Raw genomic sequence first — 21,479 nt, 5'->3', positions numbered from 1 at the left:
CGACTATGGTGACCGGGTGAAGATCGCGCTCATGGACTCCGGAATCGGCCTGCTGGCCGCCGCCGCCGCAGTACGCCGGCTGAGGCCGGACGCCGATCTGGTGCTCTCCTCGGACCCCGGCTCCATGCCCTGGGGACCGCGCACCCCGCAGGACGTCACCGTACGGGCGCTCGCCGTGGCCCGCGCCGCCGCCGAGCACCGCCCCGACGCCCTGATCGTCGCCTGCAACACCGCCTCCGTGCACGCGCTGGGGACCCTGCGGGCCGAGCTGGAGCCCGCGCTCCCCGTCATCGGCACCGTCCCCGCGATCAAGCCGGCCGCCGCCGCGGGCGGCTCCGTCGCCATCTGGGCCACCCCCGCCACCACCGGCAGCCCGTACCAGCGCGGACTGATCCGCGACTTCGCCGGCTCCGCAGACGTCACCGAGGTTCCCTGCCCCGGACTGGCCGACGCCGTGCAGTACGCGGACGAGGCCGGCGTCGAGCGGGCGGTCGCCGCCGCCGCCGCGCTCACCCCGCCGGACGTGCGGGCCGTCGTCCTCGGCTGCACCCACTACGAGCTGGTCGCCGACCGCATCCGCGCCGCCGTCCAGCGGCCCGGTCTGCCGCCCGTCGTCCTGCACGGTTCGGCCGGTGCCGTCGCCGCCCAGGCACTGCGCCGGATCGGTGCCGAACCCGCTCCGTCGGCCGAACCGGCCGCGTCCCTCACCGTGCTGCTCGGCGGCACCGCCTCGGAGCTCCCGGCCGCCGCCCTGGCCTACCCGGAGGGCCGAGGCCTGGCCGCGGTCGGCTCCCCGCGCTGAGGCCCGCACCACCCGAGCGGGGCCGTCGGACCCGCCCCGGGAGGCACGTTCTTCAGTACGCTGCTTGACATGACGGACCACCCTCGCAAAACGACGCGCAACGGTGCCGCCACTCACACCGCGGTCTGGACCGGCCGCGCCACCAACCGCACCCAGTGGGTGCTCGCGGCCGCCGGAGCCGCCTGCCTGGCCCTGGGCATCCAGCTCGCCGTCAGCTCGACCTGGACCTCCGGCGGGGTGCCGCTGCTGATGTCGGTCATCGGCTGCGTGGCGGCCGGGCTGCTCATGCTCTTCGGCACGCTCGCCTTCGTGAACGTGGCGGTCCGGGTGGACGGCGACGCCCTGGAGGTGCGCTGCGGCCACATCGGCCTGCCGCGCCGCAGGATCCTGCTCACCCATGTGGTCGGGGCCGAGTTCGCCCCGAAGGTCACCCCGCGCCAGTGGGGCGGCTGGGGATACCGCTGGCGTCCCGACCAGGGGACCGCCGTGGTGGTGCGCCGGGGCGAGGGCCTGGTGCTCCGGCTCGGGGACGGCCGGACGTTCACCGTCACCGTGGACGACGCCGAGGCCGGGGCCCGGTTCATCCGCGACCGGCTCCATCTGTCCGCCCCCGGCTCCGCCACGGGTACCTGACCCCCGCGGGTACCTGACCCCCGCGGGTACCTGACCCCCGGGGGTTCGTCCGCGTCCGTGCGGGCCCGTCGGCGCAGGTGGTCAGACCCCGCCCGGCGCGATCGGCCGCCGCGCCGAGGCCAGCCCGGCGAGCAGCCCGGCCCCCGCCGTCACCGGAGTGAAACTCAGCGCGTTGCCCACACCCGCCAGCACCGCGAGCGCGGTGAGCGCCGCACCGGCCGTCAGCACCACCGGGGTGCTCCGCGGCGAGCGCCACAGCGCGTACAGCAGCCAGGCGAACGCCGTCCCCAACAGCACCACACCGACCACACCCTGCTCGGCCGCCTGCTGGAGCGCAGCCGAATGCGGTTTGCCGTCCGCGCCGACGGTCTGCCGCACGGCCGGGCTCAGCTCCGCGAAGCGGTCCGGACCGATGCCCAGGACCGGATGCTGTCCGGCCAGCCGCACCGCGTCCTGCCACAGACGCACCCGGTCGCCGGTGAACCGCCCCTCCAGGACGGCGGCCGGCCCATCGGGAAGGACCCCCTCGGCCAGGGCCCACGACAGACCGGCCATCAGACCGGCCACCACCGCCAGACCGGTCAGGGCCAGCAGCCGGCCGCGCATCCCGGCCGAGGCCAGCGACCACAGCAGGACGCCCAGCGCCGCCACGCACCCCGGCACGGAACCGAGCCCGAGCGCCACCCCGGCGGCCCCGAGCGCCGTCAGCCGCAGGACGAGCCGCACCCCCTCGGACCGGGCCGCGGCCGCCGCACAGCACGCCGCCCCGGCCGACAGCACCAGCAGCGCAGCCGTGGCGCCGGTGTCCCCGGGCGCGGTCTCCGATGTCGCCGTCGCGCCCGGCACCCCGTGCCGCCACAGGAACGCCGCCGCCAGCGCGGCCAGCGCGGCGGCGGACGGGGCGGCCACCGGGGCGAGCGTCCCGCAGATGCGACCGCAGGCGAAGCCCGCCGCGACCGCGAGCAGGGCGAGCAGGACCCCTTCGGGCCTGGTCTCCCGGCCCGCCGCGCTGATCAGCGTCCAGACCGCGCAGGCGGCGAGGATCACGGCCCCGGCGGCGTCGGACGCGGTGCCGCTCTCGGGACCGCGTCCCGACGGTTCAGCCCCCACGTGGTCCCCCGTCCGTGACCGTCGCGTTCACGAACGGCAGCGTCGGGCCGCTCGGCGGGGGGTGGGCGACAGGGTAACGGCAGGAGGGGGCACAGGGGCAGAAGATGCGAGGAAACGATCCGGCGGCGGTGATTCCGTGATCGGGGCGGGGCTCCCGTACGGCGGGCCCACCACCGTAGACTCCGCCGGGTGAGCACCACGATCGCGCCGGTCGGCGAACCGCAGCAGCCCGCCCCCGCCCGTCCACGAGCCCTGCCGCGCCTCGCGCGGCCCGCGGCGGCGGTGGTCTCCGGCGTGCTCCTCTACCTGAGCTTCCCGCCGCGCCCCCTGTGGTGGCTGGTGCTGCCCGGTTTCGCCCTGCTCGGCTGGGTGCTCTTCGACCGCCGGCTCCGCGCGGCCCTCGGCCTCGGACTGCTCGCCGGGCTCGGATTCATGCTGCCGCTGCTGCACTGGACCGGCGAGGAGGTCGGCCCGGTGCCGTGGCTGGCCCTGGCCGCGGCCGAGGCGCTGTTCGTCGCGGTCGGCTGCGTCGGCATCTCGGCGGTCACCCGGCTGCCCGGCTGGCCCCTCTGGGCGGCGGCCGTCTGGACCCTCGACGAGGCGGTCCGGGCCCGGGTGCCGTTCGGCGGCTTCCCCTGGGGCAAGATCGCCTTCGGGCAGGCCGACAGCCTGTTCCTGCCGCTCGCCGCGCTGGGCGGCACCCCGCTGCTCTCCTTCGCCGTGGTGCTCTGCGGTTTCGGTCTCTTCGAGGCCGTTCGCCGCTTCCGGCTGCGGCGGACCACGGGCGAGCTGCCCCGGCTGGCCGCGGCCGCCACCGCCGCAGCCGTCCTGGTGCCCGTCGCCGCCGCCCTCGCCTCACTGCCCTTGGTGGACGACTCCGCCGAGGACGGCACCGCGACCGTCGCCGCGATCCAGGGCAACGTGCCCCGGCTCGGCCTCGACTTCAACGCCCAGCGCCGCGCCGTCCTGGACAACCACGCCAAGCGCACGGAACAGCTCGCCCGGGACGTCAAGGCCGGCAAGGTGGCCAAGCCCGACTTCGTCCTGTGGCCGGAGAACTCCTCCGACCTCGACCCCTACCGTTACGCGGACGCCCGGATCGTCATCGACGACGCGGTCAAGGCCATCGGCGTCCCCACCGTCGTCGGCGCCGTGGTCGAGCCCAACACCGGGAACCTGCGCAACACCCTCATCCAGTGGGACCCGGACAAGGGCCCGGTCGACACGTACGACAAACGCCATATCCAGCCGTTCGGCGAGTACATGCCGATGCGCTCCTTCGTCCGGATCTTCAGCTCGGACGTGGACCGGGTGCAGCGCGACTTCGGACCGGGCCACAAGGTCGGCGTCTTCGACCTCTCGGGCACGAGCGTCGGACTGGTGACCTGCTACGAGGCCGCGTTCGACGACGCCGTGCGCGACACGGTCGAGCACGGCGCCCAGCTGATCGCCGTTCCCAGCAACAACGCGACCTTCGGCCGCAGCGAGATGACCTACCAGCAGCTCGCCATGTCCCGGGTGCGCGCGGTCGAGCACAGCCGCGCGGTCGTCGTCCCCGTCACCAGCGGCGTCAGCGCGGTGATCCGCCCGGACGGCACGGTCGTGCAGAAGACGAAGATGTTCACACCGGACGCCCTCGTCGACGAGGTGCCGCTGCGCTCCTCGCTGACGCCCGCGACGCGGATGGGCCCGCTCCCGGAAGGCCTGCTCGCGCTGCTCGCGCTGGGCGGGATCGGCTGGGTGGCGACGCGGGCGGTCCGTGCCCGCCGCGTCCGCTGAACGGGGGACGCGCCGCGTAGGGTCGGTGCATGGCTACTCCTGACTTCATCCGTGAGATCCGTGCGACCGCCGGTCACCAATTGCTTCTGCTGCCCGGCGTCAGCGCCGTCGTCCTCGACGACGAGGGCAGAGTGCTGCTCGGCCGGCGCGCCGACACGGGTGGCTGGTCGGTCGTCGGCGGCATCTCGGAGCCCGGGGAGCAGCCCGCCACGACGGCGGAGCGCGAGGTCTACGAGGAGACGGCCGTGCGCTGCGTGGCGGAGCGGGTGGTCCTCACCCAGGCGCTGGAGCCCGTGCAGTACGCGAACGGCGACCGCTGCCAGTTCCTCGACATCACGTTCCGCTGCCGCGCCGTCGGCGGCACCGCCCGCGTCAACGACGACGAGTCCCTGGAAGTGGGCTGGTTCCCCGTCGACGCGCTGCCGCCGCTCAAGGACTTCTCGCTCCTGCGGATCAAGCAGGCGCTCACGGACGGCCCCACCTGGTTCGAGCCCACCGACGCGCGGGCATGACACGGGGGCCGGGCGCTCCGCCCGGCCCCCGCTCCGCGTGACCCGTCAGCTCTCGCCCGCGCCGGCCGGCGCCGGTCGGGGCTCGGCCGCGTCCCGCGCACCGGGCACCCCGTCGTCCAGGTCCCGCAGCCGGGTCTCCTTCGCGCAGACGACTGCCAGCACCGTGACGAGGACCGCCGCGATCACGTACAGCGCGATCGGCGCGGAGTCGTCGTAGTCCGCGAGCAGCGCGGTGGCGATGAGCGGCGCCGGGGCACCGGCCGCGACGGACGAGAACTGGGCGCCCATCGACGCGCCCGAATACCGCACCCGGGTCGCGAACAGCTCCGAGAAGAACGCCGCCTGCGGCGCGTACATCGCCCCGTGGAACACCAGCCCGACCGTGACGGCGAGCAGCAGGTTCCCGAAGTCCCGGGTGTCGATCAGCGCGAAGAACGGGAACATCCACAGCCCGACCCCGACCGCACCGGCCAGATAGACGGGCCGCCGGCCGACCCGGTCCGAGAGCGCACCCCACAGCGGGATGACGGCGAAGTGCACCGCGGACGCGACGAGCACCGCGTTGAGCGCCGTCTGCTTGCTCAGATCCGCGGCCGTCACCGCGTACACCAGGACGAACGCGGTGATGACGTAGTAGCTGATGTTCTCCGCCATCCGGGCCCCCATGGCAACGAGCACATCCCGCCAATGGTGCCGCAGCACGGCCACCACGGGCATCCTCTCGGCCTCCTCCGCCTCCTTGCCGCGCTCCCGGGACCGGGCCAGCGCCGCCTTGAAGACCGGCGATTCATCGACAGAGAGACGAATCCACAGACCGACCATCACCAGCACCCCGGACAGCAGGAACGGCACGCGCCAGCCCCACGCCTCGAACGCCGAGTCCGACATCAGCGCGGTGAGCGCGGACAGCACCCCCGTCGCGATCAACTGCCCGGCCGGCGCGCCCGTCTGCGGCCACGAGGCCCAGAACCCCCGGCGCGCCGGGTCCCCGTGCTCCGATACCAGCAGCACCGCCCCGCCCCACTCACCGCCCAGGGCGAATCCCTGCACCAGCCGCAGCAGGGTCAGCAGCACCGGCGCCGCCACCCCCACGGTGGCGTGCGTCGGCAGCAGCCCGATCGCGAACGTGGCCCCGCCCATCATCAGCAGGCTCAGCACCAGCAGCTTCTTGCGCCCCAGCCGGTCACCGTAGTGCCCGAACACCAGGGCCCCGAGCGGCCGGGCGGCGAAGCCGACGGCGTACGTCAGGAACGACAGCAGCGTGCCGACGAGCGGTTCGGAGTCGGGAAAGAACAGCTTGTTGAAGACGAGGGCCGCCGCCGACCCGTACAGGAAGAAGTCGTACCACTCGATGGTTGTGCCGATGAGGCTGGCGGCGACGATCCTGCGGAGGCCGGACGGCGTCGGGGGAGCGGATGCGGGGGTGGCCATGGGTACCACTTCCGGAGGGGGAGGGGGGACGGGGACGTGTCGCCACACCGTAGGAAGGGGCAGGTCGGGGGCGTATGTGGTGGGGCACCACAGTTGGGCGCCGGGGAGTGCCCGGGGGCACCATGGGGCAGGTCCGATCGGCCGGGGAACGGCGGGTACCGGGCCGTCGCCCACCCTGGCCGAATATCGTCAGGTGGCGAACTCTCCTGTGGTGAAAGGCTGTACGCCCAGGTGGGGACGTAAGGGGAGAGGGCATCGGATGACCGGAACCGACACGGAAGCCGCGCAACACCGTATCGACACCAGTCGGCCGCATCCGGCACGGATGTACGACTGGTTCCTCGGGGGCAAGGACAACTACCCGGTGGACGAGGAGCTGGGTAGGCGACTTCTGGACATCCAGCCGGAGATCAAGGAGTTCGCCCGGCAGAACCGCCGCTTCATGCGGCGCGCGGTGCGTCATCTGGCCGGGGACTGCGGGGTGCGGCAGTTCCTGGACATCGGGTCGGGGATTCCGACGGCGCCCAATCTGCACCAGGTGGCCCAGGCCGAGGCGGCGGAGGCGCGGGTGATGTACGTCGACAACGATCCGATCGTGCTGGCGCACGCGGGTGCGCTGCTGAGCGGGACGCCGGAGGGGGAGACCCGGTACATCGAGGGGGACGTGCGTGAGCCGGAGACGGTGCTCGAACGGGCCGCGGAGACGATCGACTTCACGCGGCCGGTGGCGCTGTCGCTGATCGCGCTGATGCACTTCGTCCCGGACACGGACCACGCGCACGCGCTGGTGGCGCGCTATGTCGGCGCTCTCGCGCCGGGCAGCCGGCTGATTCTCTCCCAGGCCACCGGGGACTTCGACCCGGAGGGGGTGGCCAAGGGGGTGGCCACGTACGCGGCTCGTGGCGCGGTCTTCGTTCCCCGGTCCCATGCCGAGGTGGTCCGGTTCTTCGACGGGCTCGAACCGGAGGAGCCCGGCGTCGTGCCGCTGGACCGGTGGCGTCCCGAGTCCGGTGAGGGCGCGGAGTCCGCCGGACAGGACCCGGTGCCGATCTACGGGGGAGTGGCGCGCAAGGTCTGACGTGCACGGGGGAGGGTGGGGCCGGGGCCGGTGCGCTACCGCGAGGCGAGGGCGTCGCGGACGAGCGGCACCAGTTCCCGCGCCCAGTCCTCGGACGTCCGCCCGGCCGTGTCCGCCGTGATGAGCCAGGCGACCATGGGGCCGACGCGGACCCAGGTGTAGACGTATCCGGGCTGGGTGTAACTGAACGCCCGGTCGCCGATGTCCACGGATTCCGCGTCCGGAAGGCAGCCGTACATGCCGAAGAGCGCGTCCATGGCGGTGACGGCGCTGTCGGTCTCGGTGCCGGAGCCGGTCGCCCGGTGACCCTTGAGGTTGATCATGAAGCCGTCGTCCCCGGCGCCGTAGGTGGACATCCTGCCGGATCCGGAGTTCTCGCCCGGGTCCGCGTCACCGAGTCCCCAGCACCCCATGCGGGCCTCGTTGGAGAGGTCCATGGCATCGGCGGCGGACTCGGAGTAGCCGTCCTTCGCCCATCCGGAGGGAAGGGGCAGGGCGGCGAAGACCTGCTCCATCTCACCGGATGTCAGGGACCGGACGTCCGGGGCCGGGGCTCCGCCGCCGTCGCCGGCCGACGAGGTTCCGCCGGTCGTCCCGCCGGACGTGGCATCCTGCGCCTCCTGGTCCCCGTGGGGTGCGTTCGTGCCCGGCCGCGAACGGGGCGGGTCGTCCTCGGCGGCGCGGATCACCCCGTAGACGCCGAAGGCGAGGGCCGCCGCGAGCACGGCGGCCAGTGTGGCGAGCGTGGCCCTGGCCGCCGGGGTGTTGGTGACGGTGATCGGCCCGAGGGCGATCTGGGCGCGGCGGATCCGCGCGCCCGCCCCGATCTGGATCCCGGTGTTGACCGTGGTCCGCGGGCCCCTCAGCGCGACGTCCAACTGGATCCCGAAGGCGGGATGCTCAGCGATGTCCGCCCGCACGGCCTCCTCCAGGGCGGACGCGGCGTCGGGGTCCTCCGGACGCTCCTCCACGGCGGTCAGCGCCGCCCGGCCCTCGGGGCTGCCGCCGATCTGGCGGCGTACCAGGTCGGCCACCAACTGGCCCACGCCCGTGCCCACGGCCGTCGCCGCACCACTGGCCATCCCGGCGATCGCCCGGACCGCCTCGGCCGCAACCGCATCACCTGACACCGAGCCCCCCGACTGCGCACCGGTCAACGGTGAATCGAGTATGGCCCAACGGGCAGGGAAGACAAGGCGGTTACCGGCCTCCGCGCTCCGGCCACCCGGTAGTGTCCGCGGAAGGCCGACGGGAGCGGCCCGCCGGCACCGGGACGCGCTTGCGCGTCCCATCGGGCGAACGCGCGCCGTCCGCGATTCGTTCCGCACCGCCGGGTTCCGCGGATGCGCTTGACTCGGGCCGTGTACAGATTCGCCTCGCTCGTCGCGCTGGTTCTCGCCGCGGCCTTTTCCGTGGCCGCCTCGTTCGCCTTCTCCCCCTGGTGGTGGGTGGCGGCCGGTCTGCTGGTTCCGCCGGCCCTGACCGGGCTGTGGGACGTGACGCAGCGACGGCATTCGGTGCTGCGGAACTATCCGGTGCTGGGGCATCTGAGGTACGTCCTCGAATACATCCGGCCGGAGATGCAGCAGTACTTCGTGGAACGCAACTACGACGGCCGGCCCTTCGACCGCAGTGTGCGGAGCATCGTCTACCAGCGGGCCAAGGGAACGGAGGCCGAGGAGGCGTTCGGTACCGAACGCGATGTGTACCTCACCGGCTACGAGTTCCTCGTGCCCTCCATGGCGCCCGAGCCCGTGCCCGACCGGGCCCCGGTCGTCCGGGTCGGCGGGCCCGACTGCACCCGCCCGTACGACATGGCGCTGCTCAACGTCTCCGCCATGAGCTTCGGCTCCCTCTCCGCGAACGCGGTGCTCGCGCTCAACCGCGGCGCGGCCGCCGGCGGATTCGCGCACGACACCGGGGAGGGCGGGCTGTCGGAACACCACCTGCGGCACGGGGGCGATCTGATCTGGGAGATCGGCACCGGCTACTTCGGCTGCCGTACCGGTGACGGGGACTTCGATCCGGACACCTTCGCCGAGAAGGCCGCGCACCCGCACGTGAAATGCGTGTCCCTGAAACTCTCCCAGGGAGCGAAACCCGGCATCGGCGGGGTGCTCCCCGGCGGCAAGGTGAACGCCGAGATCGCACGCGTACGGGGTGTTCCCGAGGGACGGACCGTGATCTCCCCGCCCTACCACCGGGTCTTCCGCACGCCCCGCGAACTCGTCCGCTTCATCGCCTCGATGCGGGAGAAGGCGGGCGGAAAGCCCACCGGATTCAAACTCTGCGTCGGCTCCCGGCGTGAATTCCTCGCTGTGTGCAAGGCGATGCTCGCGGAGGGCGTCACCCCGGACTTCATCGTCGTCGACGGTGCCGAGGGCGGCACCGGAGCCGCCCCGCTGGGCTTCGCCGACAACGTCGGCATGCCCCTGACCGAGGGGCTGATCACCGTGCACAACGCCCTGGTGGGCACCGGACTGCGCGACCGGATCCGGATCGGGGCGAGCGGCAAGGTCGCCACCGGCAGCGACCTCGTGAAACGGCTCCTCCAGGGCGCCGACTACACCAACGCCGCCCGCGCCATGATGTTCGCCGTGGGATGCATCCAGGCCCAGCGCTGCCACACCAACACCTGCCCAGTCGGCGTCACCACCCAGGACCCGCGCAGGGCGCGGGCGCTGAGCGTCGACGACAAGTACCAGCGGGTGCGGCGCTTCCAGGAGGCCACGGTGAACAGCGCGCTGCAGATCATGGCCGCCATGGGCGTCCGCGACCCGGGGGAGCTGAGCCCCGCCCAGCTGCGCCGCCGGCTCGATCCCCGCACCGTGCTCTCGTACGCCGAGCTGTACGACTGGCTGCGCCCCGGCGAGCTGGTGGACGGGCCACCGCCGGAGTGGGCGGCGGACTGGCGGGCGGCCGACCCGGACACCTTCGGGCATTCCCTAGGATGAAGGGCGTGACAGCGAGAACGAGCGACATCGAGCAGGCGGCCCGTGTGCTGCGCGCGGGCGGTCTGGTGGCCCTTCCGACCGAGACCGTCTACGGACTGGGAGCCAACGCGGAGGACCCCGCCGCCGTCTCGCGCATCTTCCGGGTCAAGGGGCGACCGCCGTCCCACCCGCTGATCGTGCACCTGGCCGGAGCGCATCAGCTCGACGCCTGGGCCGTGGACGTGCCCGACACGGCCCGGCTGCTGGCGGAGCACTTCTGGCCGGGGCCGCTCACCCTGGTTCTGCGGCGCGGCCCCCGGGTGCCCCTCGAAGTGACCGGCGGTCTGGAGACCGTCGCGGTGCGGGTGCCCGACCACCCCGTCGCCCTCGCGCTCCTGGAAGCCTTCGGCACGGGTGTCACCGCCCCCTCCGCCAACCGCTTCGGCGCGGTCAGCCCCACCACCGCCGACGACGTCCGCAGCGAACTCGGCGACGGAGTCGACCTCGTCCTGGACGGCGGCACCTGCGCGGTCGGCATCGAGTCGACCATCGTCGACGTCACCGGTGAGGTTCCGGCCGTCCTGCGCCCCGGCGGCGTCACCCGCGAGGACATCGAGGCCGTGCTCGGCCACCCCGTCGACGTGCCCGTCACGAGCGGCGTCCGCGTACCGGGACAGCACCCCTCCCACTACGCCCCGCGTGCCCGCGTCGTCCTCGTCGACCCGGAGCGGGCCGTCGTCGAGGCCGAGCGGGCCCAGGAGGACGGCCGGCGGGTCGGCCTGCTCCTCCCGGCCGCTCTCGCGGACACCGACGTCAAGGCGCACGCCGTGCTGACGGTTCCCGCCGCACCTGCCGCGTACGCCCGCGAGCTGTACGGCTTCCTCCGCGAGTTCGACCGCAGGGGCTGCGACCTCGTCGTCGCCTCCCTGCCGCCGGAGGGCGGACTGGGCCTGGCGATCGCCAACCGGCTCCGGCGCGCGGCGGGTCCTCGCTCCACGGACTGACCCCCGGCCGGCAATCCCCTGGTGCCACGCGCCGGTGACGTCGAGAATCGGCGGATGGATGACGTGAGGCTGTCCGACGGGACCATCGTGCTGACCCCGCTGGGACCGGACGATCTGGAACCCCATCTCGCCGGGGAGGACGCGGAGCCGGCCCGCCGGCTCAACGGCGGACCCGGCACCCGCGAAGGGGTCGCCGCCTATCTGCGCCACTGCCGGGAGCAGTGGGAGGCGGCCGGTGAGCTGCGGGCCTTCGGGATCCGGGCCGGGGACACGGGCACGCTCGCCGGGACCGTCGACCTGCGGTTCGGTGCGGAGGGGCTGGACCCCGGGCAGGTGAACGTCGCCTACGGGCTCTACACGTCGTGGCGGGGGAGCGGCCTGGCGACCCGGTCGGTGCTGCTCGCCTGCCGGTACGCGGCCGGCGAGGGCGCGACGCAGGCGGTGATCCGGGCCGAGCCGGACAACGCGGCCTCCCTGGCCGTGGCCCGGCGCGCGGGATTCACCGCCGCGGGGCCCACGACCGCGCCGGACGGCACCGCCTTCGAGCGGTACGTCCTGGATCTGACCGCGACCGCTCCGCCCCGCCGGAGCGTGCGCGTCGAGCAGCTGGACGGGCCGGGCGCGCTGCGGGCCGAGGACGCGCTGCGGACCGTGTACGCGGAGGCGTTCGCCGGGCCCCCGTTCCACGAGACGGCCCAGGACGTCGACGCCGCGTTCCGCCACTTCCCCGCCCTGGCCGGCCGCCCGGCCTTCCGCGCCGTCCTGGCCAGGACCCCCGACGGCGAACCGGTCGGGATGGCCTACGGTCACGCCCTGACGGCCGACACGGTCTGGTGGGACGAACTCGTCGACCCCGTCCCCGAGGCCGTGCGGCGCGAGGACGGGCAGCGCTCCTTCGGACTGATGGAGCTGGCGGTCCGGAGGGCCTGGCGCGGGCAGGGCGTCGCCCGGCGACTGCACCGGGCGCTGCTCGGCACCGTCCGGGCCGAGCGGGTCCTGCTCAATGTGCACCCCCGGAGCCTGGAGGCGCGGGCCGCCTACCGGGCCTGGGGCTACCGCACGGTCGGCCCCGCGAGCAGGATCGGCACCGGCGAGGACGCCGAACGGCTCGATCTGATGCTGCTCGACCTGACCGCCGCGCGGCCGTAGGGACCCCGCCCCGCCCCCGCGCGTCCGTGGCGCGCGGGGGCCGGACGGGGCCGGTCCGGGTCAGACGGGGGTGCGGGCCAGCAGGGCGGTGAAGTCCGTGCCGGTGGGCAGGGTGCCGAAGGCCAGTCCGCGGTCCCCGGCCAGCCGCGAGGCGCAGAAGGCGTCGGCGACGGCCGCCGGGGCGTGCCGGACCAGCAGCGATCCCTGGAGGACCAGGGCGGCGTGCTCGATGACGCGGCGGGCACGCAGCGGGGCGTCCTCGGTGAGGACCATCTCCCGGCGCAGCTCCTGCCAGGCGGTGTCCAGCCGGCGGTCGCCGCCGGACGCGGCGCCGATCTCCGCGGACAGCGCCTCCAGGGACTCCGGCTCACGGGCCAGGGCACGCAGCATGTCCAGCGCGTTGACGTTGCCGGAACCCTCCCAGATGCCGTTCAGCGGTGCCTCCCGGTAGAGCCGCGGCATGCCGGACTCCTCGTCGTACCCGTTGCCGCCGAGGCATTCCAGCGCCTCCGCCACCGCGGCGGGCTGCCGCTTGCACACCCAGTACTTGCCGACGGCCGTGGCGAGCCGGAGGAAGGCCCGCTCCCCGGCGTCCCCGCGCTGCGCCCGGTCGGCGGCGCCGGCCAGCCGCAGCGCCAGCGTCGTGGCAGCCTCCGACTCCAGGGACAGGTCCGCGATCACGTTGCGCATCAGCGGCTGGTCGATGAGCTTGGCGCCGTACACCGAGCGGTGGCGGACGTGGTGCGTCGCCTGGGCGAGGGCCGCCCGGGTGCCGGAGGCGGAGCCGAGGACGCAGTCGAGACGGGTCATGGTGACCATGTCGATGATGGTGCGCACCCCGCGCCCCTCGTCGCCGACGAGCCAGGCCACGGTGTCGTCGAACTCCGGCTCGCTGCTGGCGTTCGAGCGGTTGCCGAGCTTGTCCTTGAGGCGCTGGATACGGAAGGTGTTGCGGCTCCCGTCGGGCAGCACCCGGGGGACGAGGAAGCAGGAGAGCCCGGCCGGGGCCTGGGCGAGCACCAGGAACAGATCGTTCATCGGCGCGCTGGTGAACCACTTGTGGCCGCGCAGCCGCCAGGTGCCGTCCGGCTGCGGGGTGGCCACGGTGGTGTTGGCGCGTACGTCCGTACCACCCTGCTTCTCCGTCATGCCCATGCCCGCGAGCAGACCGGGCTTCTCGGCCGGGGTGCGCAGCCCCGCCTCGTACACCCGGCTGGTCAGCAGTGGTTCGTACGTCTTGGCGAGGTCGGGCGCGTGGCGCAGCGCGGGAACCGCCGCGTAGGTCATCGAGACGGGGCATCCGTGTCCAGCCTCGGTACTGCTCCACACCATGAAGCCGGCCGCGCGAGCCACATGCGCCCCGGGGCGCTCGTCCGCCCAGGCCGCTCCGCCGAGCCCCGCGCCGATCGCCACGTCCATCAGGGCGTGGTACGAGGGGTGGAACTCGACCTCGTCGAGACGGTTGCCGTAGCGGTCGTGGGTGCGCAGGCGGGGCTCGTGGCGGTTGGCCTCGTCGGCCCAGCGCTGGACCTCCTCGCTGCCGGCCCGGCGGCCCAGCCGGTGCAGTTCGTCGAGATACCACTCCGCGCCCTCGCGGCGCACCCCTTCGAGCAGGACCGGGTCGTCGGCGACGTCGTGGCCGACGAGCGGAGGGGTCTGGTTGGTCACCTCGTGGGTGGTGGCGGTGGGGTGGCTGTGCGGAGCGGGGCTCGCGGACATGAGGGTCCTCCTGGGCAGAGACGGATCAGGGGCGGGGAGCGGCGCCCGCGCAGCGCAGCGCCATGGCGGCCAGCTCGTCGAGCAGGTTCTCGGGGTCGCCGTCCCCGGGGTCGCCGAGCGGGGCCACCAGGACCTCGCCGATCGCGCCGGTGAGCGCGGCGGCGGTGATCTCCCCGTTCTGGGGCGGCAGCAGGCCGTCGGCCATGCCCTGGCCGATCACCTCGGCGAACAGGGCGCGGTAGCGGAGCCGGAAGACGAGGCGTTCCGCGCCGACCGGGGGATCGGCGGGCGCGGCGAGCAGCGCGTAGGCCAGTCCGGGGTTCTCCAGCGCGCGGCGGGCGAAGGTCTGCACGCCCCGCACGAGCCGTTCGACCGGCGTCCCGGTGGTGGCGAGCACGGCGGAGAGCACCTCCACCTCCCGCCCCGCCGCCCGCCGGAACACCTCGACGGCGAGCGCGGACTTGGACGCGAAGTGCTGGTACACCGACCCCGCCGAGATTCCGGCGGCACCGGCGACCGCGGTCACGGACGCCCCTGACCAGCCGACTTCCGCGACGACATCGGTCGCTCGGGCGACGAGATGCTCGCGTGCCGATTCGAGACGCTGGATTTGGGCCGGGGTCTTGCGGTAAGCCATGGAAGAAGTGAAGCATCATTCATAGTTTCCCGACAAGGGCCGGACGCACCGGTCCTCGATCCCTGGAGCACGTGTGCATCTCAGTGCCATGCTGGACGGTGTCGTTCGCTCGGCCGGCCGCAAAGAAGCCCTCGTCTACCGAGACCGGCGATGGACCTACCGCGAGTTCGACGAGGCCGTGCGCCGCGCCGCCACCCTGCTGCGGGAGGCGGGGCTCGGCCCCGGCGACCGCCTGGCCGTGATGACGCACAACACCCCGGCCTTCCTCTTCGCCGCCTTCGGTGCCTGGCTGGCCGGCGCCACCCTGGTGCCCGTCAACCACAAACTCCAGACCGCCGAGGTCACCGACCAACTGCTCCACTGCGGGGCCCGGCTCGCGGTGGTCGACCAGGAGATCGGCGAACGGGCCACCACCGCCGACGCGGACGTCCGCTGGCTGGTCAGCCACCCGGACGCCCCGGCGGACGAGGCGCCGGAGGGCTCCTTCGAGGCGCTGCTGGCCGGCGCGTCCCCCTGGCGCGGCGGGCCCGGACCGGACACCGACATCGCCCAGATCCTGTACACCTCGGGCACCTCCGGCCGCCCCAAGGGATGCGTGCACACCCACCGGGGCATCGCCCTCACCGCCACGTACACCGCGGCGACCGTGCCCCTGCGCCGTGACGAGCGCTTCCTGGTCTGCATGCCGATCTGGCACGCCTCCCCGCTGAACAACTGGGCCCTGGGCACCCTGCTGCTCGGCGGCACGGTCGTGCTCCAGCGCGAGTACGAGCCCCGCACCATGCTGGAGACCGTGGAGCGCGAGCGGATCACCGCCGTCTTCGGCGCGCCGGTCGCCTTCATCGCCCCGGTGCAGACCGTGCCCGACTTCGACGCCCACGACCTCTCCTCGGTCCGCTCCTGGATCTACGGGGCCGGGCCGATGGACGCCGGAACCGTCCGCCGGCTGATGAAGGCGTACGGCTCGCGCCGCTTCCACCAGGTCTACGGGATGAGCGAGATGGGGCCCGTGGGGGCCTCGCTCTCGCCCGACGAGCAGGTGGAGAAGGCAGGATCGATCGGGCGCGGCGGCATGGTCGGCGTCGATCTGCGCGTCGTGACGGCGGACGGGACGGACGCCGCCGCCGGGGACGCCGGGGAGATCTGGCTCCGCTCGGACACCCGTATGGTCGGCTATCTCGATGACGAGGCCGCCACCGAGGCCGCGTTCGAGGCCGGCTGGTACCGCAGCGGGGACCTCGGCCGGGTCGACGAGGACGGGTTCGTCACCATCGTCGACCGGCTCAAGGACATGATCATCACCGGGGGCGAGAACGTGGCCTCCCAGGAGGTCGAGGGCGCGCTGCTCGCCCACCCCGACATCGTCGACGCCGCGGTCGTGGGACGCCCGCATCCGCAGTGGGGCGAGACCGTCGTCGCCGTCGTGGTGCCGAGGGGGGGTGCCGCACCCGGGCTGGAGGAGATCCGGGCCTGGCTGGAGCCCCGTCTGGCCCGCTACAAGATCCCGCGCGAACTGGTGCTGAGCGACGCCCTGCCCCGTACGCCCTCCGGGAAGATCACCAAGCACGTGCTGCGCGCCCGGCTGTCCCAGGGCTCCTGACCGGCCGCGCCGTCGCCACCCCGTGCCGGGCGGGACGCCGGGGCCGCGTAGGGTCGCGGCATGGCCGAGGAGCGGGTGCGGGGCGTACGCAGGGGGCCGGGACGGCCGCGCGAGGAGCGGGTGACCGGCGCCGTGCTGGACGCCGTCGTCGCGCTCGTCGCCGAGAGCGGCATGGGCGCGCTGACCATGGACGCCGTGGCGGCGCGGGCCGGGGTGAGCAAGCCCGCCATGTACCGCCGCTGGTCCACCAAACAGGATCTGATCATCGCCGCGGCCGAATCGCGCATCGGACCGCTGACCGTGCCCGACATGGGCGACTTCCGCGCCGAACTGCGCGCCGTCCTCACCGCCCGCGCCCGCGCCTACCGGCTGCCGGGCGTCGACCGGCTGCTCGCCGGCGTGATCGGCTCGGCGGCCGAGGCAGGGGCGGAACGCGGTGCGTACCGGGACTACACCGCGCGCGTGATGAGCGAGACCCGGCACCTGCTGGAGCGCGGGGTCGAACGGGGCGACGTGCGGCCGGACGTCGACATCGACGCGGCGGCCACCCTCGTCGCGGCCTCCCTGGTGTTCCGGATGGTCGGCGAGCAGCGGCAGCCGGACGACGCGCTCGTGGAGTCGGTCGTCGAGCTGATCGGCCGGGCGGTCGCGGTCCGGCCGTGAGCCGCGGGGGCGTGACCGGCGCCCCCTGAACGGAGCCGCGAGCAGTCGCGGGGAGGGCACGGCCAAGGGGGCCGTGCCCTCCTCCCGCATGCCCGCACATCGGTCCGGGCCGTCGTCCAGGCCCGCGCCGACACGCCTCGTACGCAGGGGCGTTCACGCTCGGTGGCCCCGAAGGGCCGGCCCCGTAGCGGAGCGGAATCTTTTCCTCCCACCCTCTTGCCCCCGGGCGGCCCAATATCGATACTGCCGGTTACGTAATCAACGTCGATTGTGGGAGGAACCCATGGCAGCCGCCATCACCGACGGTCCGAAGCCCGTACTCGACAAGCCGCTCATGCGGTACGGCCGAAGGACGCTGGAGCGCCTCGCACCCGGTACCCCCGAGACGCCGTACCGCGTCCTCGGCATCAGCCCCCAGACCCCGCTCATCGGCGCGGAGATCAGCGGCGTCGACCTGACCCGGCCGCTGGGCGAGGAGGTCGCCGAGGAACTGCGCCGGGCGCTGCTCGAATGGAAGGTGATCTTCTTCCGGGGGCAGACCGGTCTGGAGCCCGGCCACCACCTCGGCCTCGCGGCCGTCTGGGGACCGCCGGAGGCCAACCCCTTCTTCCCGAAGGCCGAGACCGCCGGTGTGTCCCGGCTCGCCAAGGACGCCATGGCCGTCGGCAACGAGAACATCTGGCACAGCGACCACTCCTTCATGGCCGCGCCCGCCCTCGGCTCCGTCCTGCGCTCCGTCGAGGTGCCCTCCGCCGGGGGAGACACCATGTGGGCCGACATGGGCGCCGCGTACGACAACCTCTCCGAGGAGATGAAGACGCGCATCGAGTCGCTCACCGCCGTGCACGACTGGGTGCCGAGCTGGGGATCGACGATGACCGCGGAGCAGATCGCGCACTTCCGCGAGACGCTGCCGCCGGTCGAGCACCCCGTCGTGGTGCGCCACCCGCGCAGCGGCCGCAAGCTCCTCTACGTCAACGAGCCGTTCACCACCCGCATCGTGGGCCTCACCGACGCCGAGAGCCGGGCGCTCCTGGACGAACTGGTCCTCCAGGCCCGCGTCCCCGAGTTCCAGGTCCGCTTCCACTGGGAGCAGGACTCCGTGGCCATCTGGGACAACATCGCCACCCAGCACTACGCCATCAGCGACTACTACCCGCGCCGCCGGGTCATGGAGCGCATCGCCGTCGCCGGCGTCCCGCTGTCCTGACCCCCTCCCGGGCCGCGTCCCGAACGCGCCGTCACATGCGGCCCCTTCCGGACGCGGCCCCGGCCCGCGCACCGCCCGCCGGCCGTGCGCGGTGTGCCCGCCCGCCCCCTCATCCGTTGCCCGCTCCCCCGGAGGACCCCATGAACGCGGCTCCGACCCTGTCCCAGCAGTCCTCCACACCCACCGGCCGCGCCGACGGCCGCAGGGCCTGGACCGTGACCGCGCTGCTGGTGGTCTTCATGATGGTGAACTTCGCGGACAAGTCCGTCCTGGGCCTGGCCGCCGACGAGATCCGCGCGGACCTGCATCTGAGCGCCACTCAGTTCGGCCTCGCCAACAGCGCGTTCTTCCTGCTCTTCTCGGTCTCCGCGGTCGTCGTCGGCCTCGTCGCCGACCGGGTCTCTCCCCGGCTCCTGCTGCTGGTGATGGCGCTGCTCTGGTCGGTCGCCCAGGCACCGGCCGCGCTCGGCGGCGGGCTCGCCGTCCTGGTCACCTCCCGTGTCGTCCTCGGCGCCGCCGAGGGACCGGCCTTCCCGGTCGCCCAGCAGGCCACCCTCGCCTGGTTCCCCGACCACCGGCGCAATCTGCCCGGCGCCCTGATCACCCTCGGCGTCACGCTCGGCGTGATCGTCTCCGCACCCGGCCTCTCCTGGCTGATCGAGCACCACGGCTGGCGCTCCGCGCTCTGGGCCCTCGCCGCCGTCGGACTCCTGTGGGCCGCCGCCTGGAAACTGCTGGGCGCCGACGGCACGCACGCCACCGAAGACACCGCGCCGGACGCCGGAAGCCGGACGGAGACGGCAAGGGCCGTGCCGTACCGGAAGATCCTCGCCACCCGTACCTGGATCGGCGCCACACTCGCCTACTTCACCAGCTACTGGTCCGTGGCCCTGATGCTGGTCTGGCTGCCCTCCTACCTGCGCAACGCCCTCGGCCACCCCGCGCACACCGCGGCCGTCCTGATCGTCGCGCCCTGGGCGGTCGGCGCCGTCGCCCTGCTCGCCCAGGCCGGGATCACCGGCCGGCTCATGCGCCGGGGCGTCGGCAGCCGCCGGGCGCGCGGCCGGGTCGGCGGCCGGCTCCTCGCCCTGGGCGCCGTCTGCCTGCTCTCCCAGGCCCTGGTCGACGACCCCACCGGAAAGACCGTCCTCGTCTCGCTGGGCTTCGGCCTCGGCGGCTCGTACGCCGCCGTCGCGGCGACCACCGTCGCCGAACTCGCCCCCGCCGGACGGAGCGGCGGCGCGCTCGGCGCCATGAACGCGGTCGTCACCGCCGCCGGACTCGCCGCGCCCGCCGTCGTCGGCGCCCTGGTCGACGCCCGGGGCAACGACGGCTACCACCTTGCCGTCACCCTGTCCGGAGCCCTGCTCGTCATCGGCGCCGCGGCCTCGTTCCTCCTGATCGACCCGGCCCGCGACATCGCACGGCTCGGCCGCTGATGCCCGCCCCCTGCCGCACCCGCCCCTCCGTCCCACACCAAGGAGCCGCCCCCGTGAGCACCACCACCACGGAACCCGACACCGCCCCCCTCGACCGGGCCGTGACCGCCCTGCGGGCCGGTCGCGAGAGCTGGGCCGCGACCGGCACCGCCGAACGGATCGCCCTGCTGGAACGGATGCTGCCGCGCATCGCCCAGGGCGCCCCGGCCATGGTCGCCGACGCCGCGCGTGCCAAGGGGTACGAGGCCACCTCCTCCTGGGCCGCGGAGGACTGGGTGACCGCACCCTGGGCCCTGGCCCAGACCGTGGGCGCCTACCTCCATGTGCTGCGCAGGCTCGCCGACGGCCGCGACCCGGTGCCGGCCGGTGCCGTCCGGGAGCGCGACGGCCGCACCGTCGTCGACGTCTTCCCCGCCACCGCCACGGACCGGCTGCTCCTCAACGGCTTCTCCGCCCAGGTCCGGACGCTGCCCGGCACCACCCGGGAACAGGTGCTCGCCCGCGCCGCCGGGACCTACCGGGGCCGGCCCGCCGACCCGGGTGTCGCCCTGGTGCTGGGCGCGGGGAACGTCGCAGCGATCACCCCGCTCGACATCCTGCACAAGCTCTGCCAGGACAACCAGGTCGTCCTCGCCAAGATGAACCCGGTCAACGCCTATCTGCGTCCCCATTTCGAGGCCGTCTTCCAGGAGTTCGTGGACCGGGACTGGGTCCGCTTCGTCGACGGGGGAGCGGCCGAGGGCGCGTACCTGACCGGGCACGAGGGCATCGACACCATCCATGTGACGGGCAGCGAGCGCACCCACGACGCCATCGTCTGGGGCACCGACGGGGACGCGGCGCGCCGCCGCCGCGAGGACACCCCGCTGAACACCAAACCGTTCACGAGCGAACTCGGCGGCGTCAGCCCCTGCATCGTCGTCCCCGGACCGTGGAGCGACGCCGATCTGCGCTTCCAGGCCGAGCACATCGTCACCAGCAAGATGAACAACTCCGGGCACAACTGCGTCGCGAGCCAGATCCTCGTGGTGCCCCGGGACTGGGACGGCACCGAGCGCCTGCTCGACGAGATCCGCCGGGTCCTGCGCCGCCTCCCGGCCCGCACCGACTACTACCCCGGCGCGGCCGGCAGGCTCCGCGCCGTCGTGGACGCGCACCCCGGAGCCGAGCACCCGGCGGGCCCCGGCGGTGCCACGCTGGTCGCGGACGTCAGCGGCGAGGGCGGCCCGATGCTCACCGACGAGGTGTTCGCCAGCGCCCTCGGCGTCGTACGCCTCGAAGGCGACGACCCGGAGACCTTCCTGCGCCGGGCCACCGACTTCGCCAACGACACCCTGCCCGGCACCCTCGGCGCTACCCTCCTCGTCCACCCGCGCACCGAACGGGCCCACCGCGCCGCCGTGGACGCCGCCGTCGACGGACTGCGCTACGGCACCCTCGGGATCAACTGCTGGTCGGCCTTCGGGTTCCTCCTCGGCTACACCCCCTGGGGCGCGTACCCCGGGCACACCCGGCAGGACATCGGCAGCGGCATCGGCTTCGTCCACAACGCGTTCATGCTGGAGGACGTGGAGAAGACAGTGCTCCGGGCCCCGTTCGCCCCCTCACCGAGGGGGCTGTTCACCGGGGCGCCGTCGCTCTCCCCGCGCCCCCCGTACTTCGTGACCAACCGGACCGGGCGGACGACGATGCGGCGGCTCACCGGGTTCACCGCCGCACCGAAGGTGTCGAAACTGCCCGGCATCTTCCTCTCCGCCCTGCGCGGCTGAGCGGCCGGGCC

At 73.8% G+C, this 21,479-nt stretch carries 18 protein-coding genes; 13 read left to right on the top strand and 5 right to left on the bottom strand.

Annotation, left to right across the window (positions count from 1 at the left end):
* The first annotated feature begins 16 nt into the window (after nt 1–16).
* Complete coding sequence (locus ACFVDM_RS07290) at nt 17–802, top strand: glutamate racemase (protein WP_383634347.1); 786 nt, start codon at nt 17–19, stop codon at nt 800–802.
* A gap of 69 nt (nt 803–871) precedes the next feature.
* Entirely contained in the window at nt 872–1,435 is a 564-nt protein-coding gene (locus ACFVDM_RS07285) for a hypothetical protein (RefSeq protein ID WP_383634345.1), read from the top strand.
* Between the two features lie 81 nt (nt 1,436–1,516).
* Here ACFVDM_RS07285 and ACFVDM_RS07280 read toward each other — a convergent pair whose 3' ends face one another.
* The gene (locus tag ACFVDM_RS07280; protein ID WP_383634343.1) at nt 1,517–2,545 is read right to left on the bottom strand and encodes an O-antigen ligase family protein; all 1,029 of its coding nucleotides are present in this window, start codon (nt 2,543–2,545) and stop codon (nt 1,517–1,519) included.
* A 189-nt stretch (nt 2,546–2,734) separates the two neighbouring features.
* On the opposite strand from ACFVDM_RS07280, the gene lnt reads away from it, so the two are divergent.
* Both lnt and ACFVDM_RS07270 read left to right on the top strand, forming a co-directional pair.
* The gene (gene lnt / locus ACFVDM_RS07275; RefSeq protein WP_383634341.1) at nt 2,735–4,324 is read left to right on the top strand and encodes an apolipoprotein N-acyltransferase; all 1,590 of its coding nucleotides are present in this window, start codon (nt 2,735–2,737) and stop codon (nt 4,322–4,324) included.
* A 29-nt stretch (nt 4,325–4,353) separates the two neighbouring features.
* Nucleotides 4,354–4,836 (top strand): NUDIX domain-containing protein, encoded by a 483-nt coding sequence (locus ACFVDM_RS07270; RefSeq protein ID WP_383634339.1) that lies wholly within the window; start codon nt 4,354–4,356, stop codon nt 4,834–4,836.
* A 45-nt stretch (nt 4,837–4,881) separates the two neighbouring features.
* On the opposite strand, the gene ACFVDM_RS07265 is transcribed toward ACFVDM_RS07270, so the two are convergent.
* Entirely contained in the window at nt 4,882–6,267 is a 1,386-nt protein-coding gene (locus ACFVDM_RS07265) for an MFS transporter (protein ID WP_383634337.1), read from the bottom strand.
* Nucleotides 6,268–6,526: 259 nt separating this feature from the next.
* Between ACFVDM_RS07265 and ACFVDM_RS07260 the strand changes: the two genes are divergently transcribed.
* Nucleotides 6,527–7,345 carry an SAM-dependent methyltransferase gene (locus tag ACFVDM_RS07260; protein WP_383634335.1) on the top strand — a complete coding sequence of 273 codons (819 nt, stop codon included), beginning with the start codon at nt 6,527–6,529 and terminating at the stop codon, nt 7,343–7,345.
* Nucleotides 7,346–7,380: 35 nt separating this feature from the next.
* Here ACFVDM_RS07260 and ACFVDM_RS07255 read toward each other — a convergent pair whose 3' ends face one another.
* A complete protein-coding gene (locus ACFVDM_RS07255) occupies nt 7,381–8,475 on the bottom strand; it encodes a hypothetical protein (RefSeq protein ID WP_383634333.1) in 1,095 nt (364 codons plus the stop codon).
* Nucleotides 8,476–8,706: 231 nt separating this feature from the next.
* On the opposite strand from ACFVDM_RS07255, the gene ACFVDM_RS07250 reads away from it, so the two are divergent.
* Genes ACFVDM_RS07250 through ACFVDM_RS07240 form a run of 3 tightly spaced genes read left to right on the top strand, consistent with a single transcriptional unit; the run spans nt 8,707 to nt 12,431 of the window.
* Entirely contained in the window at nt 8,707–10,299 is a 1,593-nt protein-coding gene (locus ACFVDM_RS07250; protein ID WP_383634331.1) for an FMN-binding glutamate synthase family protein, read from the top strand.
* On the top strand, nt 10,296–11,282 hold the full coding sequence (locus ACFVDM_RS07245; RefSeq protein WP_383634329.1) for an L-threonylcarbamoyladenylate synthase: 987 nt from the start codon (nt 10,296–10,298) through the stop codon (nt 11,280–11,282). The genes ACFVDM_RS07250 and ACFVDM_RS07245 overlap by 4 nt, the downstream gene beginning before the upstream one ends.
* A gap of 54 nt (nt 11,283–11,336) precedes the next feature.
* Entirely contained in the window at nt 11,337–12,431 is a 1,095-nt protein-coding gene (locus tag ACFVDM_RS07240; RefSeq protein ID WP_383634327.1) for a GNAT family N-acetyltransferase, read from the top strand.
* A gap of 60 nt (nt 12,432–12,491) precedes the next feature.
* On the opposite strand, the gene ACFVDM_RS07235 is transcribed toward ACFVDM_RS07240, so the two are convergent.
* Entirely contained in the window at nt 12,492–14,150 is a 1,659-nt protein-coding gene (locus ACFVDM_RS07235; RefSeq protein WP_383634325.1) for an acyl-CoA dehydrogenase family protein, read from the bottom strand.
* A gap of 25 nt (nt 14,151–14,175) precedes the next feature.
* A complete protein-coding gene (locus ACFVDM_RS07230; RefSeq protein WP_383634323.1) occupies nt 14,176–14,787 on the bottom strand; it encodes a TetR/AcrR family transcriptional regulator in 612 nt (203 codons plus the stop codon).
* 73 nt (nt 14,788–14,860) lie between these two features.
* On the opposite strand from ACFVDM_RS07230, the gene ACFVDM_RS07225 reads away from it, so the two are divergent.
* The 5 genes from ACFVDM_RS07225 to ACFVDM_RS07205 all read left to right on the top strand — a co-directional run bounded on the left by ACFVDM_RS07225 (nt 14,861) and on the right by ACFVDM_RS07205 (nt 21,468).
* Entirely contained in the window at nt 14,861–16,387 is a 1,527-nt protein-coding gene (locus tag ACFVDM_RS07225) for a class I adenylate-forming enzyme family protein (protein WP_383634321.1), read from the top strand.
* A 60-nt stretch (nt 16,388–16,447) separates the two neighbouring features.
* Nucleotides 16,448–17,050, top strand: coding sequence for a TetR/AcrR family transcriptional regulator (locus tag ACFVDM_RS07220; RefSeq protein ID WP_383634320.1), 603 nt, complete (start codon nt 16,448–16,450; stop codon nt 17,048–17,050).
* A 283-nt stretch (nt 17,051–17,333) separates the two neighbouring features.
* Nucleotides 17,334–18,260: a TauD/TfdA dioxygenase family protein gene (locus ACFVDM_RS07215; RefSeq protein ID WP_383634318.1), complete on the top strand. Its 927-nt coding sequence runs from the start codon at nt 17,334–17,336 to the stop codon at nt 18,258–18,260.
* Nucleotides 18,261–18,400: 140 nt separating this feature from the next.
* Entirely contained in the window at nt 18,401–19,699 is a 1,299-nt protein-coding gene (locus ACFVDM_RS07210) for an MFS transporter (protein WP_383634316.1), read from the top strand.
* A 53-nt stretch (nt 19,700–19,752) separates the two neighbouring features.
* Nucleotides 19,753–21,468, top strand: a complete 1,716-nt coding sequence (locus tag ACFVDM_RS07205; RefSeq protein WP_383634314.1) for an aldehyde dehydrogenase family protein — start codon at nt 19,753–19,755, stop codon at nt 21,466–21,468.
* Nucleotides 21,469–21,479: the final 11 nt, after the last annotated feature.

This window comes from Streptomyces sp. NPDC057682 (genome assembly GCF_042799575.1).
Taxonomy (GTDB): domain Bacteria; phylum Actinomycetota; class Actinomycetes; order Streptomycetales; family Streptomycetaceae; genus Streptomyces.
Note: the sequence above shows the minus strand (reverse complement) of the source record. Positions and strands in the feature narration are given on the sequence as shown.

Excerpts from the sequence above, each read along its gene's own strand:
- ACFVDM_RS07285 (WP_383634345.1), top strand. The coding sequence starts at position 872 with ATGACGGACCACCCTCGCAAAACGACGCGCAACGGTGCCGCCACTCAC.
- ACFVDM_RS07270 (WP_383634339.1), top strand. The coding sequence starts at position 4,354 with ATGGCTACTCCTGACTTCATCCGTGAGATCCGTGCGACCGCCGGTCAC.
- ACFVDM_RS07265 (WP_383634337.1), bottom strand. The coding sequence starts at position 6,267 with ATGGCCACCCCCGCATCCGCTCCCCCGACGCCGTCCGGCCTCCGCAGG.
- ACFVDM_RS07260 (WP_383634335.1), top strand. The coding sequence starts at position 6,527 with ATGACCGGAACCGACACGGAAGCCGCGCAACACCGTATCGACACCAGT.
- ACFVDM_RS07245 (WP_383634329.1), top strand. The coding sequence starts at position 10,296 with ATGAAGGGCGTGACAGCGAGAACGAGCGACATCGAGCAGGCGGCCCGT.
- ACFVDM_RS07240 (WP_383634327.1), top strand. The coding sequence starts at position 11,337 with ATGGATGACGTGAGGCTGTCCGACGGGACCATCGTGCTGACCCCGCTG.
- ACFVDM_RS07235 (WP_383634325.1), bottom strand. The coding sequence starts at position 14,150 with ATGTCCGCGAGCCCCGCTCCGCACAGCCACCCCACCGCCACCACCCAC.
- ACFVDM_RS07230 (WP_383634323.1), bottom strand. The coding sequence starts at position 14,787 with ATGGCTTACCGCAAGACCCCGGCCCAAATCCAGCGTCTCGAATCGGCA.
- ACFVDM_RS07220 (WP_383634320.1), top strand. The coding sequence starts at position 16,448 with ATGGCCGAGGAGCGGGTGCGGGGCGTACGCAGGGGGCCGGGACGGCCG.
- ACFVDM_RS07215 (WP_383634318.1), top strand. The coding sequence starts at position 17,334 with ATGGCAGCCGCCATCACCGACGGTCCGAAGCCCGTACTCGACAAGCCG.
- ACFVDM_RS07210 (WP_383634316.1), top strand. The coding sequence starts at position 18,401 with ATGAACGCGGCTCCGACCCTGTCCCAGCAGTCCTCCACACCCACCGGC.